Annotated in this window: 24 protein-coding genes; 6 read left to right on the forward strand and 18 right to left on the reverse strand. The window is 64.4% G+C overall.

Going from position 1 to position 25,936, the window contains the following annotated elements; translation table 11 throughout:
- Nucleotides 1-175: 175 nt before the first annotated feature.
- Complete coding sequence (fdxA, locus tag MOK15_RS08340; protein ID WP_242931178.1) at nt 176-514, forward strand: ferredoxin FdxA; 339 nt, start codon at nt 176-178, stop codon at nt 512-514.
- Nucleotides 515-760: 246 nt separating this feature from the next.
- Entirely contained in the window at nt 761-1,288 is a 528-nt protein-coding gene (locus tag MOK15_RS08345; RefSeq protein ID WP_242931179.1) for a CarD family transcriptional regulator, read from the forward strand.
- A 241-nt stretch (nt 1,289-1,529) separates the two neighbouring features.
- Here MOK15_RS08345 and MOK15_RS08350 read toward each other — a convergent pair whose 3' ends face one another.
- The 9 genes from MOK15_RS08350 to MOK15_RS08390 all read right to left on the reverse strand — a co-directional run bounded on the left by MOK15_RS08350 (nt 1,530) and on the right by MOK15_RS08390 (nt 11,500).
- Nucleotides 1,530-2,033 (reverse strand): asparaginase domain-containing protein, encoded by a 504-nt coding sequence (locus MOK15_RS08350; protein ID WP_242931180.1) that lies wholly within the window; start codon nt 2,031-2,033, stop codon nt 1,530-1,532.
- A gap of 126 nt (nt 2,034-2,159) precedes the next feature.
- The gene (gene proC / locus MOK15_RS08355) at nt 2,160-2,972 is read right to left on the reverse strand and encodes a pyrroline-5-carboxylate reductase (protein ID WP_242931181.1); all 813 of its coding nucleotides are present in this window, start codon (nt 2,970-2,972) and stop codon (nt 2,160-2,162) included.
- Between the two features lie 4 nt (nt 2,973-2,976).
- Nucleotides 2,977-3,483, reverse strand: coding sequence for a YbjN domain-containing protein (locus MOK15_RS08360; protein WP_242931182.1), 507 nt, complete (start codon nt 3,481-3,483; stop codon nt 2,977-2,979).
- A 57-nt stretch (nt 3,484-3,540) separates the two neighbouring features.
- Entirely contained in the window at nt 3,541-3,840 is a 300-nt protein-coding gene (locus MOK15_RS08365) for an accessory factor UbiK family protein (RefSeq protein WP_242931183.1), read from the reverse strand.
- A 42-nt stretch (nt 3,841-3,882) separates the two neighbouring features.
- On the reverse strand, nt 3,883-4,431 hold the full coding sequence (locus MOK15_RS08370) for a TspO/MBR family protein (protein ID WP_242931184.1): 549 nt from the start codon (nt 4,429-4,431) through the stop codon (nt 3,883-3,885).
- Between the two features lie 25 nt (nt 4,432-4,456).
- Complete coding sequence (locus MOK15_RS08375; RefSeq protein WP_242931185.1) at nt 4,457-7,561, reverse strand: efflux RND transporter permease subunit; 3,105 nt, start codon at nt 7,559-7,561, stop codon at nt 4,457-4,459.
- 13 nt (nt 7,562-7,574) lie between these two features.
- The gene (locus MOK15_RS08380) at nt 7,575-8,624 is read right to left on the reverse strand and encodes an efflux RND transporter periplasmic adaptor subunit (protein WP_242931186.1); all 1,050 of its coding nucleotides are present in this window, start codon (nt 8,622-8,624) and stop codon (nt 7,575-7,577) included.
- Nucleotides 8,625-8,720: 96 nt separating this feature from the next.
- Complete coding sequence (locus MOK15_RS08385) at nt 8,721-9,458, reverse strand: TlyA family RNA methyltransferase (RefSeq protein WP_242931187.1); 738 nt, start codon at nt 9,456-9,458, stop codon at nt 8,721-8,723.
- Nucleotides 9,458-11,500, reverse strand: coding sequence for a protein-disulfide reductase DsbD domain-containing protein (locus MOK15_RS08390; protein ID WP_242931188.1), 2,043 nt, complete (start codon nt 11,498-11,500; stop codon nt 9,458-9,460). Before MOK15_RS08390 ends, MOK15_RS08385 begins: the two co-directional genes overlap by 1 nt.
- Nucleotides 11,501-11,658: 158 nt before the next feature.
- Here MOK15_RS08390 and MOK15_RS08395 point away from each other — a divergent pair, with 158 nt between their 5' ends.
- Nucleotides 11,659-13,323: an alkaline phosphatase family protein gene (locus tag MOK15_RS08395; RefSeq protein ID WP_242931189.1), complete on the forward strand. Its 1,665-nt coding sequence runs from the start codon at nt 11,659-11,661 to the stop codon at nt 13,321-13,323.
- A 160-nt stretch (nt 13,324-13,483) separates the two neighbouring features.
- Here MOK15_RS08395 and epsC read toward each other — a convergent pair whose 3' ends face one another.
- The 9 genes from epsC to MOK15_RS08440 all read right to left on the reverse strand — a co-directional run bounded on the left by epsC (nt 13,484) and on the right by MOK15_RS08440 (nt 22,236).
- Nucleotides 13,484-14,491, reverse strand: a complete 1,008-nt coding sequence (epsC, locus tag MOK15_RS08400) for a serine O-acetyltransferase EpsC (protein ID WP_242931190.1) — start codon at nt 14,489-14,491, stop codon at nt 13,484-13,486.
- 219 nt (nt 14,492-14,710) lie between these two features.
- Nucleotides 14,711-16,039 (reverse strand): ATP-binding protein, encoded by a 1,329-nt coding sequence (locus MOK15_RS08405; RefSeq protein ID WP_242931191.1) that lies wholly within the window; start codon nt 16,037-16,039, stop codon nt 14,711-14,713.
- Nucleotides 16,036-16,746: a response regulator transcription factor gene (locus tag MOK15_RS08410; RefSeq protein WP_242931192.1), complete on the reverse strand. Its 711-nt coding sequence runs from the start codon at nt 16,744-16,746 to the stop codon at nt 16,036-16,038. The genes MOK15_RS08405 and MOK15_RS08410 overlap by 4 nt, the downstream gene beginning before the upstream one ends.
- A 178-nt stretch (nt 16,747-16,924) precedes the next feature.
- Nucleotides 16,925-17,767: a TorF family putative porin gene (locus tag MOK15_RS08415; RefSeq protein ID WP_242931193.1), complete on the reverse strand. Its 843-nt coding sequence runs from the start codon at nt 17,765-17,767 to the stop codon at nt 16,925-16,927.
- A 286-nt stretch (nt 17,768-18,053) separates the two neighbouring features.
- Nucleotides 18,054-19,550 (reverse strand): SulP family inorganic anion transporter, encoded by a 1,497-nt coding sequence (locus MOK15_RS08420; RefSeq protein ID WP_242931194.1) that lies wholly within the window; start codon nt 19,548-19,550, stop codon nt 18,054-18,056.
- Between the two features lie 3 nt (nt 19,551-19,553).
- Entirely contained in the window at nt 19,554-20,252 is a 699-nt protein-coding gene (locus MOK15_RS08425; protein ID WP_242931195.1) for a carbonic anhydrase, read from the reverse strand.
- A gap of 183 nt (nt 20,253-20,435) precedes the next feature.
- Nucleotides 20,436-21,146 carry a response regulator transcription factor gene (locus MOK15_RS08430; RefSeq protein ID WP_242931196.1) on the reverse strand — a complete coding sequence of 237 codons (711 nt, stop codon included), beginning with the start codon at nt 21,144-21,146 and terminating at the stop codon, nt 20,436-20,438.
- A gap of 5 nt (nt 21,147-21,151) precedes the next feature.
- On the reverse strand, nt 21,152-21,601 hold the full coding sequence (locus tag MOK15_RS08435; protein WP_242931197.1) for a hypothetical protein: 450 nt from the start codon (nt 21,599-21,601) through the stop codon (nt 21,152-21,154).
- Between the two features lie 119 nt (nt 21,602-21,720).
- Nucleotides 21,721-22,236, reverse strand: coding sequence for a hypothetical protein (locus MOK15_RS08440; protein ID WP_242932690.1), 516 nt, complete (start codon nt 22,234-22,236; stop codon nt 21,721-21,723).
- Nucleotides 22,237-22,470: 234 nt separating this feature from the next.
- On the opposite strand from MOK15_RS08440, the gene MOK15_RS08445 reads away from it, so the two are divergent.
- The 3 genes from MOK15_RS08445 (at nt 22,471) to MOK15_RS08455 (ending at nt 25,483) form a co-directional block, all read left to right on the forward strand.
- The gene (locus MOK15_RS08445; protein WP_242931198.1) at nt 22,471-23,439 is read left to right on the forward strand and encodes a magnesium and cobalt transport protein CorA; all 969 of its coding nucleotides are present in this window, start codon (nt 22,471-22,473) and stop codon (nt 23,437-23,439) included.
- A 138-nt stretch (nt 23,440-23,577) separates the two neighbouring features.
- Nucleotides 23,578-23,802 (forward strand): hypothetical protein, encoded by a 225-nt coding sequence (locus MOK15_RS08450; RefSeq protein ID WP_242931199.1) that lies wholly within the window; start codon nt 23,578-23,580, stop codon nt 23,800-23,802.
- Nucleotides 23,803-24,091: 289 nt separating this feature from the next.
- Nucleotides 24,092-25,483 carry a sugar transferase gene (locus tag MOK15_RS08455; RefSeq protein ID WP_242931200.1) on the forward strand — a complete coding sequence of 464 codons (1,392 nt, stop codon included), beginning with the start codon at nt 24,092-24,094 and terminating at the stop codon, nt 25,481-25,483.
- Nucleotides 25,484-25,936 lie beyond the last annotated feature (453 nt).

Raw genomic sequence — 25,936 nt, forward strand, 5'->3', positions numbered from 1 at the left:
GGCGGACGATGCGGTCGACCGGCCTCATGTAAAACAGGACCATGTGACGGTGTGAACTTCCGAGTCGCGCTGCTCGAAACCGTCCCTAAACCCCCGGCAACAATATCCTCATTGACCTTCGCACGCGCCGGGCATAGCAGGGCCGCGTTTTTCCAAACGATAGAGTGCCCAGACAATGACCTATGTCGTGACCGACAACTGCATCCGCTGCAAATATATGGATTGCGTCGAGGTCTGCCCCGTGGACTGTTTCTACGAGGGAGAGAATATGCTGGTCATCAATCCCAACGAATGTATCGATTGCGGCGTGTGCGAACCCGAATGCCCGGCCGAGGCGATTCTGCCCGATACCGAGAACGGCCTGGAAAAATGGCTGGAGCTGAACACCAAATTCTCCGCCGAATGGCCCAACATCACGGTGAAGGGCGACGCCCCCGCCGATGCCGAGGCAATGAACGGCGTCGAGAACAAGCTGGAGCAGTTTTTCTCGCCGGAACCAGGCTCCGGCAACTGATCCGGGCGGCCCCGCGCCGCCTCTCTAGCGTTCCAAATTACGCCACACCCCCAGACTTTGTGTCTAGGGGTGGTAATTTTGTTACGAATCTGCTAAATAGCGCCACAACGGTCGGATATCCCCGATTCCGGCCCTGGAGAATAAGCTTCATGTCTTGACGGGTCGCGCCGTGGACATCCCGGCATATGGGTTTTGCACATCTGCCTCACGGCGGCCCGTTCCCCAGTTGAATTGGAAAGGTATCAAATGGCTGCCAAGGCGCTGTCCTTTGACGTTGGTGATTATGTCGTTTATCCCAAGCACGGTGTGGGCCGTGTGATCGAACTCCAAAAGGAGCAGATCGCCGGCATGGACCTGGAGCTTTACGTACTCCGCTTCGAGAAAGAGCGTATGACGCTCCGCGTTCCGACGAACAAGGCCGAAGGTGTCGGTATGCGCAAGCTGTCCTCCAACAAGACGCTGGAGGAAGCGATGGAAACCCTGAAAGGCAAGCCGAAGGTGAAGCGCACCATGTGGTCGCGCCGCGCCCAGGAATATGAAGCCAAGATCAATTCGGGCGACCTGGTGTCGATCGCCGAAGTGACCCGCGACCTGTTCCGCGCCGACGACCAGCCGGAGCAGAGCTATTCCGAACGCCAGATTTTCGAAGCGGCATCCAGCCGCCTCGCCCGCGAACTGGCGGCAATGGAAGAGACTGACGAGCCGAGCGCGCTCAAGAAGATCCTCCGCATCCTCAACGAGGCTGCGCCCAAATACGTCAAGATCGAAGGCTAAGGCCTTTCGATCCGTATCCAGGACGATATAAAAAGGGGCGTTCCAGTCAGTCTGGAGCGCCCTTTTTTCGTGCCGGGGCTTTAAGCCTGCGCATCGATCCGCGCCGAGTAGGGTTCATCAAATTTTTCTGGTTGTTCCCCGGCGCAGGCCGGGGTCCGACTCCACAGCTTGAACTGGACCCCGGCCTGCGCCGGGGAACAACGCGCTTGCTGCGATGAGTCATAGTCATCCCATCCTGGCATCAGTCCTCGATCGGGACGAAGGCGCCCTTGGCACGGTCCTTCACCACCTTGTCGGCGCGGAAGACCGATCCGCTCATGGTGATGTAGACGCCCGGTTCGGCGACCTGCGCGGTGGCGAAGGCCATGCCGAGGTTGAAACTGGCGTCGCTCTCACCGAAACGTGCCGGGGCCAGTGCGCCGACCAGCACGATCGTCTTGCCGGCTATGTCCTTCAGCAGCTTGGCCGTCTCCGTCATCGTGTCGGTGCCATGGGTGATGACGATATGCTTTTCCCGCGCGGCGGCGGCCCGCGCGGCGATCAGCGCGCGATCAGTATCGTCCAGTTCCAGGCTGTCCTTGCGCGTCACTTCCTCGATACGGAAGGGCCGCTTGACCCGCGCCACGTCCAGAAGCTTGGCCATCACGGTTTCGCCGACTTGATAGTCGGACAAGGCATCGAAATAGATTTTGTCGATCGTGCCGCCGGTGGTGAGCAGCAGAATCGGGATGTCGGGGGACAGCATAGGGGACTCCAGGGTCAATTTGGTCGCGCCCCTTAGAGCATTCTGAAGTCGGCTGGAACAGCCGACGGCTCGCAAAATGCGTAAAACCGGATGAAACGCAAAAGCCCCTTGCCCGGAACCGCTCTCTTATCCCCCGCGCGCCATGGCTTCGCCGCGATCGCGAGCGGCGGTCAGCGTGTCGGTCAGCAGCGTCAGCAGCCGATCGTCGGCGTCGAGGACGTTCAGGCCCTCGCGCGTCATGCCACCGGGGCTCGCGACCTGATCCGCAAGCATTGCCGGGCTGACAGCCGCGCGGGCCGCCATGTTGGCCGAACCCTGCACCGTCGCCAGCGCCATACGCGCGGCCTGATCGGCGGGAATGCCCAGCGCCTCGCCCGCCCGCGCCAGCGTGTCGATAAAGCGGAAAAGAAAGGCCGGGCCGCAACCCGACAGCGCCGTCACCTGATTGAACAGGGCTTCGTCGGCGATCCATTCGGCAAGGCCGAGCGGCTGGATCAAGGCGTCGATATCGGCCTTGGCCTTGTCCGATGTCACCCCGTCGGTGAAGAGTGCGATCACGCCCTCCCCCAGGCCTACCGGCAGGTTGGGCATGGCGCGGACGATATCCCGCGCGGCCGGGAAGCGGGTGCGCAGGTCGGCGAGCGGCGCGCCTGCGAGGATCGAGATGATCCGCGTCTCTGCCGTACAAAGCGGCGCCAGCGCCGCGGCGACATCGGCGATCTGATATGGCTTCATGCCCAGCAGCACCGTCGCTCCGACCGGCAGCGCGGCGGGATAGTCGGTAACGACCGTGACGCCATCGGCCACCGGCTTGCCGCTGGGACGCAGCACGGTGACGCGCGCAGAGTCAAGACCCTGGTCGAGCCAACGCGACAACATCTGCCCCGCCATATTGCCGCAACCGACAAGGAAGAGGTGATCCGGCCAATATTGAGTCATAGAATCAGGCTTCGCCGCGGGTTTCGATCAGGCTGGCGGAGATCGCCTCGCTGGGACTTTTACCACCCCACAGAACGAACTGGAACACCGGGTAGAAGCGTTCGCATTCATCGATCGCGGTTTCGACCAGCAACTGCGCCTGATCCAGCGTCAGCGTGCCGCCCGCGCCCAGCAGTGCGCCGTGGCGGAACAACACGATGCCGCTGGACGACCAGAGTTCGAAATGGCCGATCCAGAGCTGCTCGTTGATGAGGCCCAGCGTTTCATAGACGGTGCCGCGCTTGTCCTCGCTCACCCGGATGTCGGGCATGGCGAGGAGCTGAAGCACCTGATCCTCGTCGCGCCAGATGCCGCGCAGTTCATATTGCGCCCAGCTACCCTGGGTGTTCGCGACAATCTCATCCTCGCCGACCTGTTCGAAGCTCCAGCCATGTGCCTCGAAATAGGCGGCCAGCATGTCGATCGGCGCGGCCTCCTGACCGCCATGTTCAAATTCGTCACTATCCATCATCGGCGGGCCTTATCACCGCATAGGGCGAAAGGACAGACAGAAGGGCGGACGGCAGGATCAGTTCGCGTCACTTGCCTTGGGCTTGGCGGTCTTGACGCTCTTGGTCACAGGCTGCGGCGCCTTGCCTTCCAGCGCATCGAGGCGGGCTTTCAGCAGTTCCACTTCCTCGCGCGCGGCAGCGGCAACGGCCTTCACCGCGTCAAATTCCTCACGCGACACGAAATCCATGCCGCCGACCCATTCCCTGGCCCGTTCGCGCGCATTGGATTCAAATTCGCGCGTCATGCCCGCCACCGTCCCGGCGGCGCCGTTCACCAGCTTGGCCAGATCGTCGAAAAAGCGGTTCTCGCTCTGCATTGCACTATCCTCTTTGCGGCGCACGGTCCGCGCGCCCGAAATTCATATCTGGGTCTTGAGTGCCGGAGCGACAAGGGTTGCCGCGTCCGGGTTCAGGCGGCCGATCTCATAGGTGAGAAGGCAAGCGAACGCCAGCCAGCAGAGACAGGGCAGCATCAGCACGCCCGCGAGCCGCCGGATACGCCAGAAAAGCGCCGTCGTCGCCGCCACCGCGACGAACAGGATCAGGATCAGCGCCAGCGCGCTATCCACCTGATGCGCGCGGAAAAAGATCAGCGACCAGGCCAGGTTGAGCAGCAATTGCACCAGGAACAGGATGATGGCAGGCACCCGTCCCTTCGCACCGCGCGCATGAAGTATGACGGCGAAGGCCAGCGCCATCAGCCCGTAGCAAATCGTCCAGGCGGCATCGAACGCCCAGCCTGGCGGCATCAGCGCCGGTTTTTCCAGCGCAGCGAACCAGCGATTGCCATAACCGCTATTGGCAAGCCTGCCGGACAGAAATCCCAAAAAGAGGATGGCAGGCACCGTGACCAGCGCCCACCGCAGATAGGCAAGGCGCAATTGACCCTGGGACGCAATCTCGTTCATCGAAAGCAACACTCCCCCACGCATGTCACTCGGCCGGTTCGGGTGAATCCTTGAGCGCCGAATCCAGTTTACGGCTGACGGTTTGCGGAGAAACCGTGCGCTTGGCAACGCGCGAATAGAAGATCGGGATCAGGAAGAGCGTGATAAGCGTCGCCAGGCTGACGCCGAACACCACCACCACGCCGATCGAATGGCGCGCCGCCGCCCCCGCCCCGCCGCGCAGAACCAGCGGCACCGCGCCGATCACGGTCGCGATCGAGGTCATCAGGATCGGGCGCAGGCGGCGTTTCGCCGCTTCGCGGATCGCTTCGGCAATCTCCAGCCCCTCGTCACGCAACTGGTTGGCGAACTCGACGATCAATATGCCGTTCTTGGCCGCCAGACCCACCAGCATGACGATGCCGATCTGGCTATAGAGATTGATCGATCCCCCTGTGATCGCCAGCCCCAATGCGCCGCCCGCCACCGCCAGCGGCACGGTGGCGATAATGACGCCGGGATGGACGAAACTTTCGAACTGGGCGGCGAGCAGCAGATAGACCAGCAGGATGGTGAGGCCGAAGACCAGCCAGATCGACCCGCCGGTTTCCCGCAGCGACTGGCTTTCACCGCGATAGCCGATCGCCAGCACTTCGGGGGACTGACGCGCCTGATCCTCCAGGAAGCTCAACGCCTCGCCCAGCGAGGTGCCGGGCGCCAGCGCCGCCGTCAGGGTGATGGCGCGCAGTTTGTTGTAGCGGTTGAGCTGGCGCGGCCCCGCCACTTCGCGGATCGTGACCAGCGCCGACAACGGCACCAGCGCGCCGGTACGGCTGCGCACGTTGATCCGTTCCAGATCGGCTTTGGTCCGGCGGCCTTCCTCCTCCGCCTGCACCAGCACGCGATACTCCTCGCCCCGGTCGACATAGGTGGTGACGCGGCGCGAACCGAGCAGGCTTTGCAGCGCCTGGCTGACGTCGTTGACCGACACGCCCAGGTCGCCGGCGCGCTGCAGATCGGTTTCGATCCGCATCTGCGGCTTGGTTTCCTTATAGTCGCTGTCCACGTTGATGAGGCCAGGATAGGCGGCAGCGGCGGCCATGATCCGGTCACGCGCGGCGACCAGCCCTTCATAGGTGGAACCGGCCAGCACGATATTGACCGGCAGGCCACGCCCGCGGCCCAGCCCCGATCGCGGCGCGGCGTTACCACGCACGCCCGGCTGATCGGCGATCACCCGGTTGATGATGGTCGCGACCTCGCTCGTGGTGATGCTGCGATCCTCCCAGGGGCGGAGGAAGGCGATGACGTTGCCGCCGTTGAAATCGTCGGTCGTGCCGAAGCCCGCAGGCGTACGGATGACGAGATTCTGGAGCGTCCCGTCCTTGCGCAGGAAGGCGAGATCATCCTCGATCTTCTTCATATAGGCCATCATCCGGGCGAAGCCGGTGCCTTCGGGCGCGCTGATCTGCGCTTCGACCACACCGGTATCTTCGGCGGGCGCCAGTTCGGTCGGCAGGCGGGTGAAAAAGAAACCCGCCACGCCCAGGAACAGCAGCACGCCCAGCAGCGGCAGCAACGGCTTCCTCAGCGCACCGTCCAGCCAGCGCGCATAGCCCCTTTCCAGCCGCTGGAACCGATCGTCGATCCAGCGCGCCAGCCGCCCACGTTCGGCATTTTTGAGCAGCTTCGAACAGAGCATCGGCGCGAGACTGAGCGAGATGAAACCGGAGAAAGCAATCGCCGCGATCATCGCGATGGCGAGTTCGCGGAAGAGCAGGCCGGTCTGGCCCGCCAGGAACATGACCGGCACGAACACGGCGCAGACGACCAAGGTGGTCGAGATGATGGCGAAGCCCACCTGCCGCGTGCCAAGATAGGCGGCGACCAGCGGATCGTCGCCCTGTTCGACGCGGTGATAGACATTTTCCAGCACGACGATGGCGTCGTCCACCACCAGGCCGATGGCGAGGACGAAGGCGAGCAGGGTCAGCAGATTGATCGACAGGCCCAGCAGCCACATCACCGCACAGGTGGCGAGCAGGCAGATCGGCACCGTCACCGCCGGGATGATCGTCGCGCGCACCGATCCCAGGAACAGGAAGATGACGAGGATGACGAGCAGCGCCGCCTCGATCAGCGTGTCATAGACATTGTCGATCGCCCGTTCGATGAACAGCGATTCGTCGGTGCCGATGGCAACGCGCATCCCCTGCGGCAGGGTGGGCTTCAGCTCTTCGAGCAGCGCCTTCGCCTTCTGCGCCACTTCCAGCGTGTTGGCGCCCGACTGGCGGATGATGCCGATGCCGATCGCCGTGCCCTGGTTGGACCGGAAGCTGCTATAGGGATTCTCCGCCCCCTCCTCGATCCGGGCGACATCGCCCAGCTTCACCAGATAGCCATCCGCGCCCCGGCCGACGACCAGTTGCGCGAACTGATCGGGCGTGGCGAAGGGCCGTTCGACGCGCAACGTCTGGTTCTGGTCCTTCGATTCGAAGCGACCGGCGGGCAGCTCGACATTCTGGGTACGCAGCGCCGCCTCGACATCGGCGGGGGTCAGGCCGAAGGCGGCCAGCTTTTCCGCGTTGAACCAGATACGGGTGGAGGGCCGCGCCTCGCCACCGATGGTGACGCGCGCCACCCCGTCGATCGCGGCGAAACGGTCGGCGACGGTGCGGTCAAGATAGTCGCTGATCCGGATCGGCGACCAGCCGGGGCGGGAAAAGGCGAGGAAGAGGATGGAACGGGCATCGGAATCCACCTTGCGGATTTCCGGCGCCAGCGCGTCTTCCGGCAGATCCTCCACCACCGAACCCACCCGGTCGCGCACGTCATTGGCGGCGCTGTCGATGTCGCGCGAGGGGTCGAATTCGATATTGATGTTGGACGTGCCGTCCTGCGAGGTCGAGGTGATGGTCTGGATGCCCTGCACACCCGCGACCGCATCCTCGATCAACTGGGTGATGCGGGTTTCCACAACCGACGCCGCCGCGCCGGTATAGGTGGTTTCAACCGATACGATCGGCGGGTCGGTGTCGGGATATTCGCGCACCGACAGGCTCATCCAGCCAACCACGCCGACGATACAGAGCAGCACCGCGACGACGGCGGCGAAAACGGGGCGGCGGACGGAAAGGTCGGAAAGCTGCATGGCGCCGCGTCCCTTAACCGGCGCTCTTGGAGCCGGCGGCCTTGGACTTGTCCCCCGCCAGACGCACGGTCACGCCATCGGTCAGCTTGACGACACCTTCGGTCACGACGGTCTGGCCGGGCGTTATCCCGCTGGTGATTTCCACCAGGCCGTTCTGGCGGATGCCGGTGTTGACCTTCACCCGCTTGGCGATGCGGTCCTCGATGACGAAGACGAAACGTTCATCGCCGTCGCCGATCACCGCCAGTTCCGGTACGGCAAGCGACTGACGCTGGCGCGCGAGCACGCTGACGGTCAGGAGCATACCGGGTTTCAGCGCCTTGTCGGGATTGGGCAGGATGGCGCGTACCCGGACCGCGCGGGTCGCGGGGTCGATCACCGGGTCGATGGTGGCGATGACGCCGTTGAACGGCCGGTCGGGCCAGGCGGCGGAAACGGCCTTGATCGGCATTCCTTCGCGAAGCATCGACAGGCGGGTTTCGGGGACAGTGAAGTCCAGCTTGATCCGGCTGATGTCGCTGACGGTGGCGATCGGCGTACCGGCGGTGACGATCGCGCCAGGCGACACGGTGCGCAAGGAGACCCAGCCGGCAAAGGGCGCGCGGATGATACGGTCGCCGATCGAGGCACGGGCGAGGTCCGCATTGGCGCGGGCGGCACTGGCGAGCGCCGTCTGCTGCTCCAGCGTCGCGCCGGTGGCAAAGCCGCGCGCCTTCAATGCCTGGATACGCTGAAGCTGCTGGCCCGCCTGTAGCGCGGTAGCCTCGGCCGAGGCGAGCTCGGCCTTTTCCTGGCCGATGGCGAGCGTGGCGATCACTTGCCCCTTCGCCACGAAGCCGCCATCTGCGAAGTTGAGCGCGGTGATCCGCTCCGTCACCGGCGCGGAAAGCACCACCTGCTCATTGGCGAGCGCGGTGCCGACCGCCTCCACATTATCGGTGAAGCTGGCGGGCGCGATCGGGCTGGCTTCCACCAGCGGCACGGCGCGCGGTTTCTGCTGCTTCTCGCCGTTACAACCGGCAAGGCAAAGGGCTGTGAGAATGACGGGCAGGAACGAACGCATGACGGAGGGCTATCGGGCCTTTCAGGGCGACACAATGGGAGCTTTGTCGCGAGATGTAACAATATGTGTCGGGGGCTGAGAACGAACATGCGTCGATTATCCACCAAGCCGCGCATGGATAAGAAATTCGACATTGCCCTGCGGCCCGGTAATCGGACTTTGCGTCAAGCTGGAGACAGCCCAGCCCTGGGTCCGAACCCAGTCCTGCACTTCGGCGCAGACCCGGTCATGCACGGCGGGATCGCGCACCACGCCATTCTTGCCCACTTCCTCGCGCCGCGCTTCGAACTGCGGCTTGATGAGCGCGACCAGATGGGCGCCGGGCCGGGCGAAAGTGATCGGCTTTTCCAGCACTTTGGCAAGACTGATGAAGCTGGCGTCGCAAACGATGATGTCGACGGTTTCCGGGATATGGGCGTCGGTCAGGATGCGGGCGCTGGTCTGTTCATGGACGATCACCCGATCGTCGGAGCGCAGTTTCCACGCAAGCTGGTTGGTGCCGCTGTCCACGGCATAGACCTTCGTCGCGCCATGGGTCAGCAGCACATCGGTAAAACCGCCGGTCGAGGAACCGACGTCGATCGCGACCATGCCGGTCACGTCGATCGCGAACTCTTCCAGCGCGTGGGCGAGCTTGATACCGCCCCGCGACACCCAGGGATGGTCGCGGCCGCGTACGTCCAGCTCCGTGCCTTCGGGCACCTGCTGCCCGGCCTTCTCGATCTTCCTGTCGCCCAGGAAGACGAGGCCGGCGAGGATCAGCGCCTGCGCCCGCGCCCGGCTTTCGGCGAGGCCGGAATCGACCAGCAACTGGTCCGCCCGCACCTTGGCCATCAGCCGACAAGGCCCGTAAGCGTAGCAGGAGTCAACAATTGCGGCAGGGTCTGGGCATCCTTGCCCGGCGCATACCAGAGATAGAGCGGCACGCCCGACCGGCCCTGACTTTCGAGGAAACGGGTGATGGCAGGATCGGCATTGGTCCAGTCGCCGATCATCACCGTGACGCCCGCTTTTTTGAAGGCGGCGCGGGTTTCGGCGCGATCGATGGCGGCGGCCTCGTTCGCCTTGCAGGTCAGGCACCAGTCGGCGGTGAAATAGAGGAAGACCGGTGTGTTGGCGGCGCGCAGATCGGCGAGTTTCGCGACATCGAAGCGGACAGCTTCGGCGCTGTTTTCGGCGATGGCGGGCGCGCTGGCCGGCAGGGCAAAACTCGCGCCGGCGAGCAGGGCAATGCCCGCTGCTGCGGCGATCAGCCCGCCGCCCTTGCCCAGTCGCTGGCGACCGCCAAGCCACCACAGCAACAGCGCCAGCAGCAGCGCCGCGCCAAGGCCGATCGTCATGCCCGACACACCGCGTTGCTGCCCCAGCAGCCATGCAAGGCCCAGCGCGGTCAGGAACATGGGGATGGCGAGGATCTTCTGGAAACGGCCCATCCAGCCGCCCGGCTTAGGCAAACGATTGCGAAGAGCCGGAACATAGGCGAGCAGCAGGAAGGGCAACGCCAGCCCAAGCCCCAGCCCGGCGAATACTGCCAGCGCGGCAGGCAGGGGCAGCAACAGCGCCGCCCCCATCGCCGCCGCCATGAAGGGGCCGGTGCAGGGCGTGGCGACGAAGGCGATCAGTGCGCCGGTCCAGAAGGAACCGGCCAGTCCGCCCTTGCCCGCCAATCCTTCGCCACCGCCATAGGCGCTCAGGTCGAACAGACCGGCGAGGTTGAAGGCGATCGCCGTCACCAGCAGCAGCAGCGCCAGGATGATGCGCGGGTCTTGCAACTGGAACGCCCAGCCGACTGCGGTGCCCGCCGCGCGCAAGCCCAGCAACAGGCCGCCTAGCGCCAGACAGGTCAGGATGACGCCCAGCGTATAGGCCAGCGCCTCCCGCCGCACGATGCGTTCATCGCCGCCCGCCTTAGCCAGCTTCATCGCTTTCAGGCCCAGGATCGGGAAGACGCAGGGCATGATATTGAGCAGCAGTCCGCCCAGCAGCGCCCCGCCCAGCGCCACGAGGATCGCACTCCACTGGCCGCTGCCTCCCCCGCTGTCGCCGGACGCAGCAGCCACGTCGCCGGGCCTGGCCGTCAGCAGGAATCCGACATGATCGCCGGTCCGCAGCACCGCCTGAACGGTACCACCCTTGCCGCCCTCGCCCGCATCCGTCTCGATCAGCAGTCGATCGCCCTGCCGCGTCACGCTCTGCGGCGCGGCATAGCGGGCCAGCCCTTCGGCCAACGGGAAGAGATGGATGTCGCTCGCCTGCGCGCTGGCGGGGAACGGCACCGACAGGCGCAGCTTGCCGTCCTTCACCGCATAAGCCGCTTCCGACCCCAGCGGCCGGGGCAGATGGGTGCGCCAACCGTCGAAGCGCACGCGCACGGCTGGCGCGACAGTGCCGTCGCCCGCCACCAGGTCGAGCGTCAGTTCGCCGCTTTCAGGCACGCACACCTTGTCGGTGCAGGCCAGCCACTGCGCCTTGACCCGCACCGGCAGGCGGGTGCCGGGCGCGACATCGGGCGCGACTTTCAGGGCCGCCAGCACCGCATAGGGGCCTTCATAGACATGGTTCATCAGGCCAGAGATCAGCAATGTCTCCGGCACCGGATAACGCAGCGGGCCGACGCTCACTCCCTTGGGCAGTGTCCAGTCCACGGTCATGCCAAGGCCCGCGTCGCCGGGATTTTCCCAATAGCCGTGCCAGCCCGACTCAGGCGCCATGGCGAAGGCGATGGTCGTGCCCTTGCCCGGTGCGGGCGTGATGCTTTCGCTGTCGAGTTGTGCCGCGATATGCGCTGTCCCGCCGCCAAAGGCGCTTTGCGCCTGTGCGGCAGACAGGCCCGTCAGCAGGGCAAGCGTCATCAATATGACTTGAAAAATGCGCATCGGGCCTCTGGTCGCGTGGATGCAAGGGGGCTAGGTCGCTCCCTATCCGCCGTCAAGGCTGGAGAGATGGAACCGGGTGCTCGCCGATGATGGCGACATCTCCTATCATCCTCCCCTTCCAGGGGAGGATCTATGGCTCGTTGTTTCGGGATGATGATATGATGAAGAAAGTCGCCGCTGCCCTATTGCTCGCCACTGCCATGCCCGTCGTGGCGCAAAGCCCCACGCCGGCAGCAGCGCCCGCGACCGTCTCCGCGACCCCGCCAAAGCTGATCGTCGCGATCAGCGTGGACCAGTTTTCCGCGGACCTGTTCAGCGAATATCGCCAATATTATAGCGGCGGCCTCAAGCGCCTGACGACCGAGGGCGCGGTCTTTCCGCGCGGCTATCAGAGCCATGCCGCGACCGAGACCTGCCCCGGCCATTCGACCATCCTGACCGGCAGCCGCCCGTCGCGCACCGGCATCATCGCCAACAACTGGTTCGACCTGAACGCCAAGCGTGCAGACAAGAATATCTATTGCGCCGAGGATGAGAACCAGCCCGGCAGCAGCAGCGACAATTATGTCGCCTCTCCCATTCACCTGAAGGTGCCGACGCTGGGCGGCCGGATGAAGGCCGCCAATCCCGCGACCCGCGTCGTGTCGGTCGCGGGCAAGGATCGCGCGGCGATCATGATGGGCGGCGGGACCGCCGATCAGGTCTGGTGGCTCGGCGGCGCGCAAGGCTATGTCAGCTACAAGGGCATCGCCACCCCGCCGCTGGTCGCCAAGGTGAACGAAGTCTTCGCCCAGCGGCTCGCCCAGCCCAATCCCGGCTTCGAACTGCCCGCCCAGTGCGTGTCGAAGGATTTCCCGGTGCAGGCCGGCAACCGCACCGTCGGCACCGGCCGTTTCGCGCGCGAAGCAGGCGATTATAAGGGCTTCCGTATCTCGCCTGAGCAGGACGCCATGACCCTGGCCTTCGCCGCCGCCGCGATCGAGAATATGGACCTGGGCAAGCAGGCGCAGACCGACATCATCTCGATCGGCCTGTCGGCGACCGACTATGTCGGCCACACCTATGGCACCGAAGGCACCGAAAGCTGCATCCAGGTCGACCGGCTCGACACCGAACTGGGCGCCTTCTTCGACCGGCTGGACAAGGACGGGATCGACTATGTCGTGGTGCTGACCGCCGACCATGGCGGCCATGACCTGCCCGAACGCCACCGCCAGAACGCCATGCCGATGGAACAGCGCGTCGACATGGCGCTGACGCCCAAGGCGCTCAACACAGCCATCGCCGAAAAAGCGGGGTTACCCGGCAAGAAAGTGATCTGGAGCGATGGCCCTGCGGGCGACCTCTATTTCGACAAGGGGCTGACCGCCGCCCAGCGTGCGCGCGTGGAAGCCGAGACGCTCAAGCTGCTGCGCGCCCATCCCCAGGTGCAGGTGGTCTTCACCAAGGCGGAGATCGCCGCCACCCCCTCCCCCTCCGGCCCGCCGGAAAGCTGGAGCCTGATCCAGGAAGCGCGCGCCAGCTTCGACCCCGAACGATCGGGCGACCTGCTGCTGCTGCTCAAGCCGCGCGTCATGTCGATCCCCGAACAGGCGGTGATGGGCGCGGTCGCGACCCATGGATCGCCCTGGGACACGGATCGCCGCGTCCCGATCCTTTTCTGGCGCAAGGGAATGCGGCATTTCGAACAGCCGCTGGGTGTCGAGACGGTCGACATCATGCCTAGCCTCGCCGCGCTGATCCACCTGCCCGTGCCCAAAGGGGAGATTGACGGGCGTTGCCTGGATCTGGTCGCGGGCGATGGGGATAGTTGCGCGCAGTAACGATCCCCCTGCAGGGGAATCGCGCGAACTCTCATTTCACGTCATTCCCGCGAATGCGGGAACCCATCTCCCTGCCTTGCACCAAGCGCCACGCTTGGGAGATGGATCCCCGCCTTCGCGGGGATGACGAAGTGAAGTAAGGTAGGGGGGAGAAGGAGTTTCAGATATTCTCCCCTATGCCGTCCGTACTCTCCAGCAGGGCGTGGACGCGGTGGGGGGCGGAGACTTCGACCCGGCTCGTCACTTCATAATGGGCCTTGGCCTGGCGGACATTGCTGTCCGCGGGCACGCTGTCGGTCAGCCAGACATTGCCGCCGATGACCGACCGGCTGCCGACGATGATCCGCCCCAGGATTGTCGCGCCGGCATAGACGACCACGTCATCCTCGATGATAGGGTGACGCGGCAACGCCTTTTCAAGCTGGCCCTTCTCGTCGGCCGGAAAGCTGCGTGCGCCCAGCGTCACGCCCTGATACAGGCGCACCCGGTCGCCGACGATCGCCGTTTCGCCGATGACGACGCCGGTGCCATGGTCGATGAAGAAGGACTGGCCGATCTTCGCGCCGGGATGGATGTCGATCCCGGTCTTGCCATGGGCGATCTCCGAAATGATCCGCGCCACCAGCGGCGCGCCCAGCTCGTGAAGCCTGTGCGCCAGCCGGTGATGGATGATCGCCAGCATCGAGGGGTAGCAGATCAGCACCTCGTCCACGCTGCGCGCGGCGGGATCGCCCAGGAAGGCGGCATCGACATCGGTGTCGAGCAGCACGCGCAGGGCAGGCAAGCCCTGCGCGAAGCCGCTGATGATGCGCGCGGCTTCCCGGTCGACCACGGGCGCGGGTTCATCCCTCAGCGCGTAGATAAGCTCCAGCCTGATCTGGCCGTAGAGACGGCTGAGCACCGTCTGCAGCGTTTCGGCGACATAGGCGTCCTCATTATGAAGACGCACGAAGCTGGGGCCGAGGCGCAGCGGAAAGAGCGCGCCGCACAGCGACTGCATGATCTTCGCCAGGTTGGCGCGCGAGGGGAAACCCTCCGCGCCATATTCGGCATGATGTTGCTGCGCCTGCCGCAAGCGGCTGCGCGCAGCGCTGAGGTCCGCGACAAGCTGATCCAAATCCCAATATCCCTCGACGATGCGGTCGTCTTCCGATCCGTCTGCCATCATATCCGCCTCATGCCTATATTGCAGCCGGCATAGCTTGGGCATGGGGGTGACGATAAACGAGTTTTGCTTGGGGCCGGACAGTTTCTCTTTTAGCGCTTGTTCGGGAATGCGTCTTTCGGCGCATTGCGGCATCGGCCTTCAATCGAGGCACGTGACTCGTTTGACGGCCGATGCGGTCTCAAAATGCGCTCTTCCGCGCATTTTCAAACAGTTTCTCTTTTAGCGCCGGTCCACCGACTTGGGCAGGTGGAGGCAGATTTCGGCGCGCAGCCCCCCGTCGGGCCGATTGGCGAGGATGAGCTGACCGCCCTCCGCCGTGACCGCTTTCTGCACGATGGCGAGACCCAGGCCGAGTCCCCGCGTGTTGCGCTGCCGCGCGCCATCCAGGCGAGAGAAAGGCCGCAGCACCTCCTCCAGCCGATCGCGCGGGATGCCGGGGCCGTCATCGTCGACGCGGATCAGCACCTCATTGCCCTTTCGCTCCAAGGAGACGCGGGCGCGCTGGCCATAATGGAGCGCATTTTCGATGAGGTTGCGCACCGATCGGCGCAGCGACAAGGCCCGCACATCCATCTCCAGATGGTCCGGCCCTTCATAGGTGACGTCATGGTCATGATCCTGAAAGGCGTCGACCACGGTCGCTATGCTGACCGCAATGTCGGTGCGGACGGACGGTTCGGGGTCTTTTTCGCCCCCCAGGAAAGCGAGCAGCGATTCGAGCATCGCGCCCATTTCCTCCAGGTCGCCGCCCATGGCTTCCTGCACTTCAGAGTCCTTGACGCTCTCCAGCCGCAGTTGCAGCCGGGCGAGCGGGGTGCGCAGATCATGGCCGACGGCAGCCAGCGTTTCGGTACGCTCATCGATCAGGCGATGGATGCGCGCCTGCATCGCGTTGAAGGCGGTGATGAGGTTGCGTACATCGGCGGTCCCGGCTTCGGGCACCAGGACTTCCGCCCCGCGCCCGATCTTGTGGGTGGCGTGGGTCAGATCGCGCAGCGGCGCGAGCGTCCGGCGTATCAGCAACAGGCCCGCCAGCAACAACGCCAGCACCGGGATGAGCGCCAGTCCCATCCGGCCGATGGTGAAGGCCCATTTGCCGCCGCCATGATGCATCCCGAAATAGAGCCAGCTACCGTCCGGCAGTTGCAGCCCGCCATTAATCTCCGAATGCCGGCCCGGCGTGATGCGCAGCCACAGGCCCGATTTTTCCAGGCTGGGTTCCCACATGACAATCTGCCGCCGCATCCGCTCCAGTTCGGGCGACAGCGGCGGCGGCGGCGGCGCGGCTGGCGACCAGTGGACGGCATAACGGTCGGTGGTGAGGTGAACGCCCAACGTCCGGCGTTCGGTGATGGGCTGTTCGGCCAGCAGCTTGCGCGCGATCACCAGATGCTCGGCCAGGCGCCGCGCCTCATCGTCCTGCAACGAAAGATGGCTGGCACGCTCGTAGATCATCGTGCCGACGGCAAATTCCAGCGTGACCGTCACCAGCAGGATCGCGAAAAGCCGCCCAAGCAGCCCCAGCGATCCCCTGACATGCCAGCTCAAGCGCGGCTCACCTCTGCGTTGAACATATAGCCAACGCCGCGAACAGTGGTGATCGGCGCGCCCTTGTCCTTGGTAGACAGCTTGCGGCGCAGGCGGCTGACCAGCACGTCGATGCTGCGATCGCTGCTGTCACCCATGCGGGTGCGCGACAATTCGATCAGGCGCTCGCGGGCGATGACGCGCTGCGGATGGCTCAGGAAGCTGCCGAGCAGGTCGAACTCCGCGCCGGTCAGGTCAACGATGCCACCGGTGGGCGATCGCAGCTCGCGGCGCGGGAAGTTGACGCTCCAGCCGTCGAAACGCGCCTCGCTTTCGCGATGCTCGTCCGGGCCGCGCTCCACGCCGACACGGCGCAGGATGGCGCGGATGCGCGCAATCAGCTCGCGCGTGCCGAAGGGCTTGGGCAGATAATCGTCGGCGCCCAGTTCCAGCCCGACGATACGGTCGGTCTCGCTGCCCTTGGCGCTGATGAAGATGATGGGGACGTCGCTCTTGCGCCGGATCTGGCGGCACAGGTCGATGCCGTTGGTGCCGGGCAGCATGACATCCAGCACGACCAGGTCGACCGGACCAGCATCGAAGGCGACCCACATTTCCGGTCCCGAAGAGGCGGGGCGGACCTGATAGCCATGTTCCTGGAGTGCGCGGGCCGTAAGCGTGCGCAGCGGCGGATCGTCTTCGACGAGGATGATCGACGGGGCGGTCATGAGAACGTCAGCGCACAAAATGTCATGGTGGGGAGATAGAGCCGGCCGGAACGGGGGTCAACCGCGCCGCCCCTCCGAAACCGCCGATCGCGACAACAGCAACACTTTGTCACGGCGGAGAAAAGCGTTCGCCGGGCAAGAGCCGGGCCTGGTGAACCAGGCCCGGCAATCGCATCCGTCAGAAAGCGGCGGAAAGGGAAAACACAATCTTGCCCTTCGCGATGGAAGACCCGTCGGTGTCCGCGAAGTTGGGCCACAGATAGGCGGCGTCCCCACGGCTGATATTGGTGCCGACATAGGCGATGCCCGCTGTCACCGGCGTGCTGGGGATGGCGACGTCCGCGCCGACCAACCAGTCGAGATATTTGCCCGTGGGCGCAATCGACGTGCCGTTCGGACCAAGGCCGCTATTGCCCTTCGACCAGCCCAGATGCGCCTTCAGCGAGACCGGCGTGTTCGGAACGGCGCCGCTCACGTCGCCCCAGACGTAGAAATTGTCCTTCTTGGCGCCCGGATGGTCGGGAATGCCGGTCGCGATGCTGGCGGCATCATTATACCATTTGCCCAGCGCTTCCTGCTTGGGCGCATAAGCGACGCCGATCAGGCCCTTGACCGGCCCGAACTCGCTCGACAGCTTGACATAGGGTTCGGCGAAGTCGGTCTTGTCCGCGCCCGACGGGTACATGTACCAGGTCAGGCCGACGTCCAGCGTCGCGCCGCCCAGCGGAATGGCATAGCCCGCGAACAGGTCCAGTTCCATGCTGGAACCACCGAAAGTGCCCCAGCCGGCCAGGTTGGACCCCCAGGTGCCGACATAGGCGCCGCTTTCATGAGTCGCGGTGATGCCGCCCTGGATCGCCATGCCCTTGTCGGTCTGCGACACGCCACGGAAGCGATAGTCGGAAACCAGCGCGACGCTGCCGGAAACGGTGATGGGGCTGGCTGGTGCTTCCTGAGCGAATGCCGGTGCGCTGGAAAGGAGCGCGAGGGCGACACAGGCGATTTGGTATTTCATGAACATTCCCCTTTACGAAAGAATGTTCCGTCCTGCATCCGAAGCGGCCCGAAGATCTTTGGTTGATCGTCCTCGATGCCGGCGGATGCGTTTGGACTATGCTGTCCCGCCCGGAAGGAAAACCGGTTTTCCCGCACCTGCGAAAGGATCGGGGATGCTGTGATATGGGAAGCACGGTTCTTTTCTTATCACGCAATGAATATTGCTATTATGTTTCCATATTGAAACAAGAAAATGCCGCCGTGCCAGGGGGCACGGCGGCACAAGACGTCGCCTATCTGAGGGGGTTGGTTCAGGCGACGAGCTGACGCATCCGTCCGGTTGCGCCGAACAGTTCGACCGGCGCCCCCGCGCCGCGACGGCGATCCACCCATTCGCGCAGCATTTCCGCGCATGTATGGTCGATATGGCCGAGGCGCTCGACATTCAGGATGACCAGACCGGCGGCCGGCAGCGATTCGAGCTTCGCCGACAGCTTGGGCAGGCTGAGGAAGGTGGCGGTGCCGCGCAGCGCCACTTCATGCGCGTCGGCCCGGCTTTCTTCCTCGACCTTCAGGCTCAGCCGCTTGGCGTGCGGCAGCAGTTCGAGCATCGACAGGCCGATGCCCACCAGCACGCCGGTCAGCAGGTCGGTCGCCACGACGCAGATCAGCGTTGCCGCCCACACCACGGCCGGAAGCGGACCGTAGAGGTGGAAGAGATGCTTGACGTGGGCCACGCTCACCAGGCGGACGCCGGTGATGACGAGGATGCCGGCCAGCGCCGCCATCGGGATCTCCCGCAGCAGCCAGGGCAGCAGCGCGACGAAACCCAGGATCCAGACGCCGTGCAGGATAGCCGAGACGCGGGTCTTGGCACCGGCCTGCACGTTGGCCGAGCTGCGGACGATGACGCCCGTCATCGGCAGCGCGCCGGCAAAGCCGCAGAGCAGGTTGCCGACACCCTGCGCGCTCAGTTCGCGGTTATAGTTGGTGCGCACGCCGTCGTGCATCCGGTCGACAGCAGCGGCCGAGAGCAGGGTTTCTGCGCTGGCGATGAAGGCGATGGCGAAGGCGGTGGTGATGACGGCAGGGTTCATCAACTGCGCCAGCAGACCGGCTTCGGGCAAGGCGACCGCCGCGACGATCGATTCGGGCACGGTCACGCGCGCCACCTGCAGACCAAGCGTGAAGGCGACGAGCGTCGCCAGCACCACGCCGACCAATGCGCCCGGCACCAGTTTCAACGAGGCGGGACGGAATTTTTCCCATCCCAACATGCCGAAGATGGTGACGAGGCCCACCGCGAAGGCCGTAGCAGCGTCACCGTTCGACAGGCCCAATATCTGACCCGGCATGGCGATCAGGTTATGCAGGCCGCTCGACAATGGCTTGTCGTCGAACAGCACATGGAACTGGCCGACCACGATCAGCACGCCGATGCCCGCGAGCATACCATGCACCACGGCGGGCGAAATGGCGCGGAACCAGCCACCGACCCGAAGCAGGCCCGCGACGACCTGGATCGCGCCGGCCAGGATCAGGATAGGGCCAAGAGCGGACAGTCCCTGTTGCCGCACGATTTCAAAGACGATGACCGCCAGGCCAGCGGCCGGGCCGCTGACCTGCAAGGGCGAACCCGCGAGCACGCCGACGACGATACCACCGATGATGCCGGTGATGAGGCCCCTTTCCGGTGGCACGCCGGAAGCCACGGCGATGCCCATACAGAGCGGCATCGCCACCAGGAAGACGACGATGGACGCCGTAAAATCGCGGCCGAAATTACCGCCGGAAAGAGCCTTCAACATTATTTACTCCGCCGCTTGGGCATAGACCGTTTCGCCGGCGAGGCGACGGCCGTGGGGAAGTGCGATCGGCATCGGTTGGCCTTCACGCAGGGGTGAGAAGCGGCCGGTTTCGCCATCCAAGCCGAGCACCTGACCGGCATGGATGTCGACATACCAGCCGTGCAGCGCGATATCGCCCCGGGCGATCCCCGACGCGACCGACGGATGCGTGCGCAGATGGGCGAGCTGGGCGACGACATTTTCCAGCGCCATGTTGCGCAGCTTTTCCACGTCGCTCAGATCATCGGGGTAGCTTTCGCGGCAAACCTGTTGCGCGGCGTGGCTGTGACGCAGCCAGGCAGCAACATTGGGCATCGCGGTAAGATCGGCATTCGTGGACAGCGCCTTCATCGCACCGCAGTCGCTATGGCCGCACACGATGATGTCGCGCACGCCCAGGACCATCACCGCATATTCGACGGTGGAGGTGACGCCGCCATTCTGGGTGGCGTGCGGAGGGACGATGTTGCCAGCGTTACGGCAGACGAACAGATCGCCCGGCGCCGCCTGCATGATATGTTCAGGCACGATGCGGGAGTCGGCGCACGAGATCATCAGCGCCTTGGGGCTCTGCCCATCGCTTGCCAACTGGTTGTAGAGCGCGCTTTCGTTCGGGAAGACCTTGGTCTCGAAACTGAATACGCGACCGATAAGCTCGTTCATGGAGACTATCCTCTTCTTTCTATGGCGTTGCCGGCCCAGGGGGGAGGTCGGCGTAATGTGAAGGATAGGGAAGCGACTTTGCTGCAGCGCAGCGGGTTTGTTAAATAACATGTCTGGCTATTGAAGCGTGCCCTCGCCGCGCCGAGCCGCTGAAATGCGCGGATCGGCGCAGAAAACGGGCGCTCAGCGCCGATCCACGACCGCGCTGAACATATAGCCGACCCCCCGCACCGTAACGATCGGTGCGGACCGGCCGCTTTTCCCCAGCTTGCGGCGGAGGCGGCTGACCAGCACGTCGATGCTGCGGTCGGACGAGGGCGTATCGCGGACGCCGGCCAGTTCCATCAGCCGGGCGCGCGCAATGACCGCCTGAGGATGATCGAGAAGCACCGCCAGCAGCGCAAATTCCGCGGCAGTCAGTTCCACCGGCTGGCCCCGCGGATCGCTAATCTCGCGCCGGGCGAAATCGACCACCCAGCCATCGAAGACCGCCTGGGTCTGCCGGCGCAGCCCCAGCGCCCGTTCCCCCCGCCCCCGGCGCAGCACCGCGCGCAGGCGGGCGGCGAGTTCGCGCGCGGAATAGGGCTTGGCCATATAGTCGTCGGCGCCCAGTTCCAGCCCGACCACCCGGTCGACCTCCGAACTGTTGGCGCCGACCAGGATGATCGGCACGTCGCTGCGTTCGCGCACGTCCCGGCACAGATCGAGACCATCCGAGCCACGCAGCGCCGCGTCCAGGACGACGACGCCGACCGGCGCACTGGTCAGGGCATTGAAGATATCGTGCGCGGAAACGGCAGGAAGCGCGCGAAACCCGCTCTGCTCCAGAAATTCGCGGACATTATGTCGCAAATCCTGCTGGGTTTCAGCGATCAGGACCAGCGGCGGATTCATCCGCTCTACTTGGCGCCCTGCATGGTCAGCGTACGTACACCGTCCAGTTCGTTCATCAGCACGGCGCGATCCTGCTGCGCAACCGCCACGGCTTCGGCTGACTTGGCCTTCGAATAGCGGGCGACTTCCGCGTCGATCTGGCTGCGCGCGGCGGTGCAGCTACCCGCATAGCTGCCCGAAAGCGGGGCGAAGCGGTGGATCGCCTTGCCGAAGGCAGGTACGGCATGGCCCTGCGCGGCAACCGCGCGATTGACGGTCAGGTCGGCCTGCCAGCGGCACACCGGGATCGCGCCGCGATTGGCGAAGCGCGGTTCGACTTCACGCAGGCTGACGGCCGGCTGGGCATGATAGCTGGCGGTATAGACCCGCGCACCATGGCTGATTTCGGCGCTGTGGACGGGGGTGACGGCGGCGGCCATGGCGGCCACGAACTGCGATGCAACTATGAGGAACATGGACGCACTCCTTTGCGCCCGGCCGGAACGACCGGGTGATTGCGTCGGGTGTAGGTCCGATGAATGTCTACGTAATTGGCCGAACGTAACAAATCATTGCTAGCGCAATTATCTGCGCCTCATTGCGCCGCGAGCAAAACCGGCTGGGGCTGCGCCAGCCCCGCGACATGCGCGACCAGCGCCGCCAGCCACAATGCGTCACCCGCCGCCCGATGCCGCACTGCACCCTGGCTGTCGGCATGAACGACCGCCGCGGCGATCCGCGCCTCGTCCGCGCCCTGTTCGTCGAACAGGGTTGCGACATGTTCGATCCGAAATGGTGTCGGCGTACACACCGCCTGCGCCAGCGTGTCGAGCCAATATTGATCGATCAGGCTGTCGGCGATGACCCGCCGGCCCTGCACCGCAAAGCTCAGCTCCGCCAGCACGGTCTCGACCGGCCGCCCTTCCGCCTCGATCCGCGCGCGACTCAGACCATGAAGCGCCTCCGCCTCCGCCGTCCAGTCCCAGCCGGCCCAGCTCTTATGCGGCCGGATCAGCCAACTCCGCGCGATCCCGTCGCCCGCGATACCCACCTCAATCGGGAAGGAACGTCCGTGGCGGGGCAGGCAGGATGCCTCGAAATCGATTGTCATTATGGTCAAGTGTCAGGCTCCGGTCGTGCGCGCTGCCGGCCCTCTCCAGCCTGTACAACGCGCTTCGTCTTGCGCCCCTTTCTCTGCCCGAACTATGTCAGGCCGAAGTCAGGCGCCACCCCCTTTGGCAAAAATCATATGAGCGGAAGCAGCGATGCGGCCAAATGCAGTCAAATGAGACGGAGCCGCCAGCTTCTGCTAATCGACGGAAACAGCTAGGAAACAGAAGCGAATATGACAGTCATTGCCGCTTATCTCTACCGCGCGGGCCAGCGCGTGCGGACGGTTTCGATCGACGAGCGAGTCGCACCCAGCGAGGACAAGTCCGAGTTCGTCTGGATCGGCGTCGCCGACCCGACCGTGGAGGAGATGCAGACGCTGGCCAAAGCCTATGATCTGCACCCCCTCGCGGTGGAAGATGCCCTCAACGCCAACCAGTTGCCCAAGGTCGACATCTATGGCGATCAGTTGTTCATCGTCGCCCGCACCGCCCATGTCGAAGGGGACGCCATCTGCTATGGCGAAACCGCGATCTTCGTCGGCCATGGCCATATCATCAGCGTCCGTCACGGATCGGCCCGTGCCCATCTCACCCTGCGCAAGGAGCTGGAGGCTGTGCCGTCCCGCCTGACGCAAGGGGTGGATTATGTGCTCCACGCTATCCTCGATTTCGTCGTCGACGGCTATCTGCCGATCATCGAGAGGATTGAGGATGAGGTGCTGACGATGGAGCAGCAGGTCATCGATCACTTCCTTGGCCGCGATGAAATCACGCGCATCTTCAACCTGCGCCGCCAGTTGATCCGGTTCCAGCGCATCCTTGGGCCGATGCAGGAAGTCGCCACCAAATTCGTCAAGCTGGACCTGCCCTGCATCGATGCGGAGGCGCGCCCCTATTTCAGCGACGTGCGCGACCATGTGCGCCGCGTCCAGACCATGGTGGACGATCTGCGCGAGGTGCTGAACAGCGTGTTCGAATCCTCCAACCTGCTCGAACAGCAGCGCACCGGGGACATTACCCGCCAACTCGCCGCCTGGGCCGCGATCCTGGCGGTGCCGACCGCGATCGCCGGCATATATGGCATGAATTTCGAGCATATGCCCGAACTCAAGACTCTCTTCGGTTATCCGGTGGTTCTGAGCGTGATCGCGGTGGTGTGCACCCTGCTCTACATACGTTTCAAGAAGCTCAAATGGCTGTAGCGATCGGGGTCACGCCCCCTTCACGATCTTCTTCGGCAATAACTGGCTATCGGCCCGCAAAACCTGTATCCTGACGACGGCTGATACAGGCTGGAATCAAATGGCCGATGGGCCGCGAGTCGAAAACAGAAAGCGGATATGACAGGTCTTCCGGCCGAACCGAGGGAGAGGATTGGCGACAGCGGCGTAAAGCCCGCATCGCCCCGACATGATCCGCTGTCGCGGATCAGCGGTCGCCTCACTGCACCTTCCACCGATCGCACGCCGATCTACGAGCGGGCCGTCCAGCATCTGTCCCGCTGGGCGGGTCCGGCGGTCCTGATCGGTACGGTCCTGCTGATCGGCTGGTGGATCGTCCGCTGATTCGGGTCTGACCGCGATACGGCTTTTGTTTCTGTTCATTTCTCCCGCAGCGCAGCGGTGGGCGCGCTCGGATCGTCGTAACTTTGGGGCAACATGTCCACGACGCCGCTCAGGTCGTCGAAAAAGCCTGTCTTCGTGCCTTTCTACCGATTGCCAGCGCCCGTTTATTGTGGCGTGCTGCTGCGCAACATAAATCAACACAAACCAAAGCGTAGTGGATGTCCTGATCACCGAACGGCCATGGCAGCATGGTGCGGGGCGTGACGTCATGACGCGAAAAGGGTTGCAGATGTCGAAAATCGATCTGGCGATCAAAGATATTCCTCGCTTTCAGCCCGCCACCGCAGCCAGCCTGCGGAACATACGGCTGATCCTGTGCCTGCTGCTGCTTGTCGCGGACATGCTGGCGCTGGCCACAGGCTTTGCGGTGGGGCTGAAGGTCGCGGGCCTGCCGGTGCTGACGAACCCGTTGTGGCAACCGCTGACTGGCGGGATGATCGTCTATGGCGTCCTTGCCTTCCATAATCAGGCGTTCAACCCGCGCTGCCTGACCGGCATCACCGCCACTTGCCGCAGCGCGATCATGGCGCTGGCCGGCACGCTGCTCATCTTCCTGCTGGTCGTCTTCTCGCTGAAGGCGACGGACGATCTGTCGCGCCTGGGCGTAGCGTCGGGCATCCTGTGCAGCGCCGCGCTCATCATGCTGCAACGGACGATGATGGTGCAGGCGGTTCGGCGTCATTTCGGCGACGGGCTGTTCGCCCAGTTGCTGATCGTCGACGGCGGCGTGATACCCGATCATGTCGACGGGATGACGGTGGTCGAAGCGGACGCGGCCGGCCTGCGCCCGGACCTAGACGATCCCTACATGCTGCACCGGCTGGGCATCATCCTGGAAGAGTTCGACCGGGTGGTCATCGCCTCGGCCGTCGACCGCAAGGACGATTGGGCGCAGATGCTCAAGGGCGGCAACATCATTGGCGAAATCATCGTGCCCGACCTCGATTCGATGGCGCCGCTCGCCGTCCAGAGCTGTCGCGGCGTGCCGACCCTGGTGGTGGCGCGCGGGCCTCTGAATCTGGCCAACCGGGCAAAGAAGCGGTTGCTGGACATCGCCCTGACCGTGCCGGTGCTGATCCTGCTCGCGCCGCTGATGGCGGTGGTGGCCATCCTCATCAAGCTCGACTCGCCCGGCCCGGTCTTCTTCCGTCAGGAACGGATCGGACGCGGCAACCGCATTTTCCACATCCTCAAGTTCCGCAGCATGCGCGTGAACCAGATCGGCATGGATGGCGCCACATCCACCCGGCGCGACGACGACCGCATCACCCGCGTCGGCGCCTTCATCCGCAAGACCAGCATCGACGAGCTGCCCCAGCTCATCAATGTGCTGATGGGCGAGATGAGCCTGGTCGGCCCGCGCCCCCACGCCCTGGGATCGACAGCGGAAGACCAGCTTTTCTGGCAGGTCGACCGCCAATATTGGCACCGCCATGCATTGAAGCCCGGCATCACCGGCCTGGCGCAGATTCGCGGCTTCCGCGGCGCGACCGAGACCCGCCGCGACATATTGAACCGGGTCGAGGCGGACCTGGAATATCTGCACGGCTGGAGCCTGATGCGTGACATCGGCATCCTGGTGGGCACGCTCAACGTCCTGGTCCACCGCAACGCCTATTGATTGGCCCTATGATCGGGGTGGGACGAATGCGACGAACCGTTGCCCCGCCGCCCCGCCTGCGCATCTTTCGTTAACTTTGATCCGGTAATCCCGTCCGCAGAAAGAGCGGGCGGGATTTAGATTTTATGCGGAACCACAAATCGGCTGCGACCATCGCAGCCCGATCGATCAGCAAATTGGATTCGCCGACGCACATAGCTGCCCAGCCTGGCGCCCCGCTCCTTGCCGACCGTCTCGAAAATCTCGTTCAGTTCGTCTCACGCTGGGCCGGAATCGCCGCTTTGTTGGCGACCGTCGCCGCAATCGGCTGGATGATTTTCTAGCCCGGATTCGCGAGCTTTAGCTTGCTGCCAGATTAACAAGAACGACCTTGCAGGCTCCAGCCTGTAAGCCGCGCATTTCGGACAATCCGAAGCGTTGTTTTGCTGCGACCAACTGCATCTCGCCGAGTGT

This window comes from Sphingobium sp. BYY-5, assembly GCF_022758885.1.
In the GTDB taxonomy this organism is placed as follows: Bacteria; Pseudomonadota; Alphaproteobacteria; order Sphingomonadales; family Sphingomonadaceae; genus Sphingobium.

Coding starts and splice junctions, on each gene's coding strand:
- fdxA (WP_242931178.1), top strand. CDS start 176: ATGACCTATGTCGTGACCGACAACTGCATCCGCTGCAAATATATGGAT.
- MOK15_RS08345 (WP_242931179.1), top strand. CDS start 761: ATGGCTGCCAAGGCGCTGTCCTTTGACGTTGGTGATTATGTCGTTTAT.
- MOK15_RS08350 (WP_242931180.1), bottom strand. CDS start 2,033: ATGCTGTCCCCCGACATCCCGATTCTGCTGCTCACCACCGGCGGCACG.
- proC (WP_242931181.1), bottom strand. CDS start 2,972: ATGACTCAATATTGGCCGGATCACCTCTTCCTTGTCGGTTGCGGCAAT.
- MOK15_RS08360 (WP_242931182.1), bottom strand. CDS start 3,483: ATGATGGATAGTGACGAATTTGAACATGGCGGTCAGGAGGCCGCGCCG.
- MOK15_RS08365 (WP_242931183.1), bottom strand. CDS start 3,840: ATGCAGAGCGAGAACCGCTTTTTCGACGATCTGGCCAAGCTGGTGAAC.
- MOK15_RS08370 (WP_242931184.1), bottom strand. CDS start 4,431: ATGAACGAGATTGCGTCCCAGGGTCAATTGCGCCTTGCCTATCTGCGG.
- MOK15_RS08375 (WP_242931185.1), bottom strand. CDS start 7,561: ATGCAGCTTTCCGACCTTTCCGTCCGCCGCCCCGTTTTCGCCGCCGTC.
- MOK15_RS08380 (WP_242931186.1), bottom strand. CDS start 8,624: ATGCGTTCGTTCCTGCCCGTCATTCTCACAGCCCTTTGCCTTGCCGGT.
- MOK15_RS08385 (WP_242931187.1), bottom strand. CDS start 9,458: ATGGCCAAGGTGCGGGCGGACCAGTTGCTGGTCGATTCCGGCCTCGCC.
- MOK15_RS08390 (WP_242931188.1), bottom strand. CDS start 11,500: ATGCGCATTTTTCAAGTCATATTGATGACGCTTGCCCTGCTGACGGGC.
- MOK15_RS08395 (WP_242931189.1), top strand. CDS start 11,659: ATGATGAAGAAAGTCGCCGCTGCCCTATTGCTCGCCACTGCCATGCCC.
- epsC (WP_242931190.1), bottom strand. CDS start 14,491: ATGATGGCAGACGGATCGGAAGACGACCGCATCGTCGAGGGATATTGG.
- MOK15_RS08410 (WP_242931192.1), bottom strand. CDS start 16,746: ATGACCGCCCCGTCGATCATCCTCGTCGAAGACGATCCGCCGCTGCGC.
- MOK15_RS08415 (WP_242931193.1), bottom strand. CDS start 17,767: ATGTTCATGAAATACCAAATCGCCTGTGTCGCCCTCGCGCTCCTTTCC.
- MOK15_RS08420 (WP_242931194.1), bottom strand. CDS start 19,550: ATGTTGAAGGCTCTTTCCGGCGGTAATTTCGGCCGCGATTTTACGGCG.
- MOK15_RS08425 (WP_242931195.1), bottom strand. CDS start 20,252: ATGAACGAGCTTATCGGTCGCGTATTCAGTTTCGAGACCAAGGTCTTC.
- MOK15_RS08430 (WP_242931196.1), bottom strand. CDS start 21,146: ATGAATCCGCCGCTGGTCCTGATCGCTGAAACCCAGCAGGATTTGCGA.
- MOK15_RS08435 (WP_242931197.1), bottom strand. CDS start 21,601: ATGTTCCTCATAGTTGCATCGCAGTTCGTGGCCGCCATGGCCGCCGCC.
- MOK15_RS08440 (WP_242932690.1), bottom strand. CDS start 22,236: ATGACAATCGATTTCGAGGCATCCTGCCTGCCCCGCCACGGACGTTCC.
- MOK15_RS08445 (WP_242931198.1), top strand. CDS start 22,471: ATGACAGTCATTGCCGCTTATCTCTACCGCGCGGGCCAGCGCGTGCGG.
- MOK15_RS08450 (WP_242931199.1), top strand. CDS start 23,578: ATGACAGGTCTTCCGGCCGAACCGAGGGAGAGGATTGGCGACAGCGGC.
- MOK15_RS08455 (WP_242931200.1), top strand. CDS start 24,092: ATGTCGAAAATCGATCTGGCGATCAAAGATATTCCTCGCTTTCAGCCC.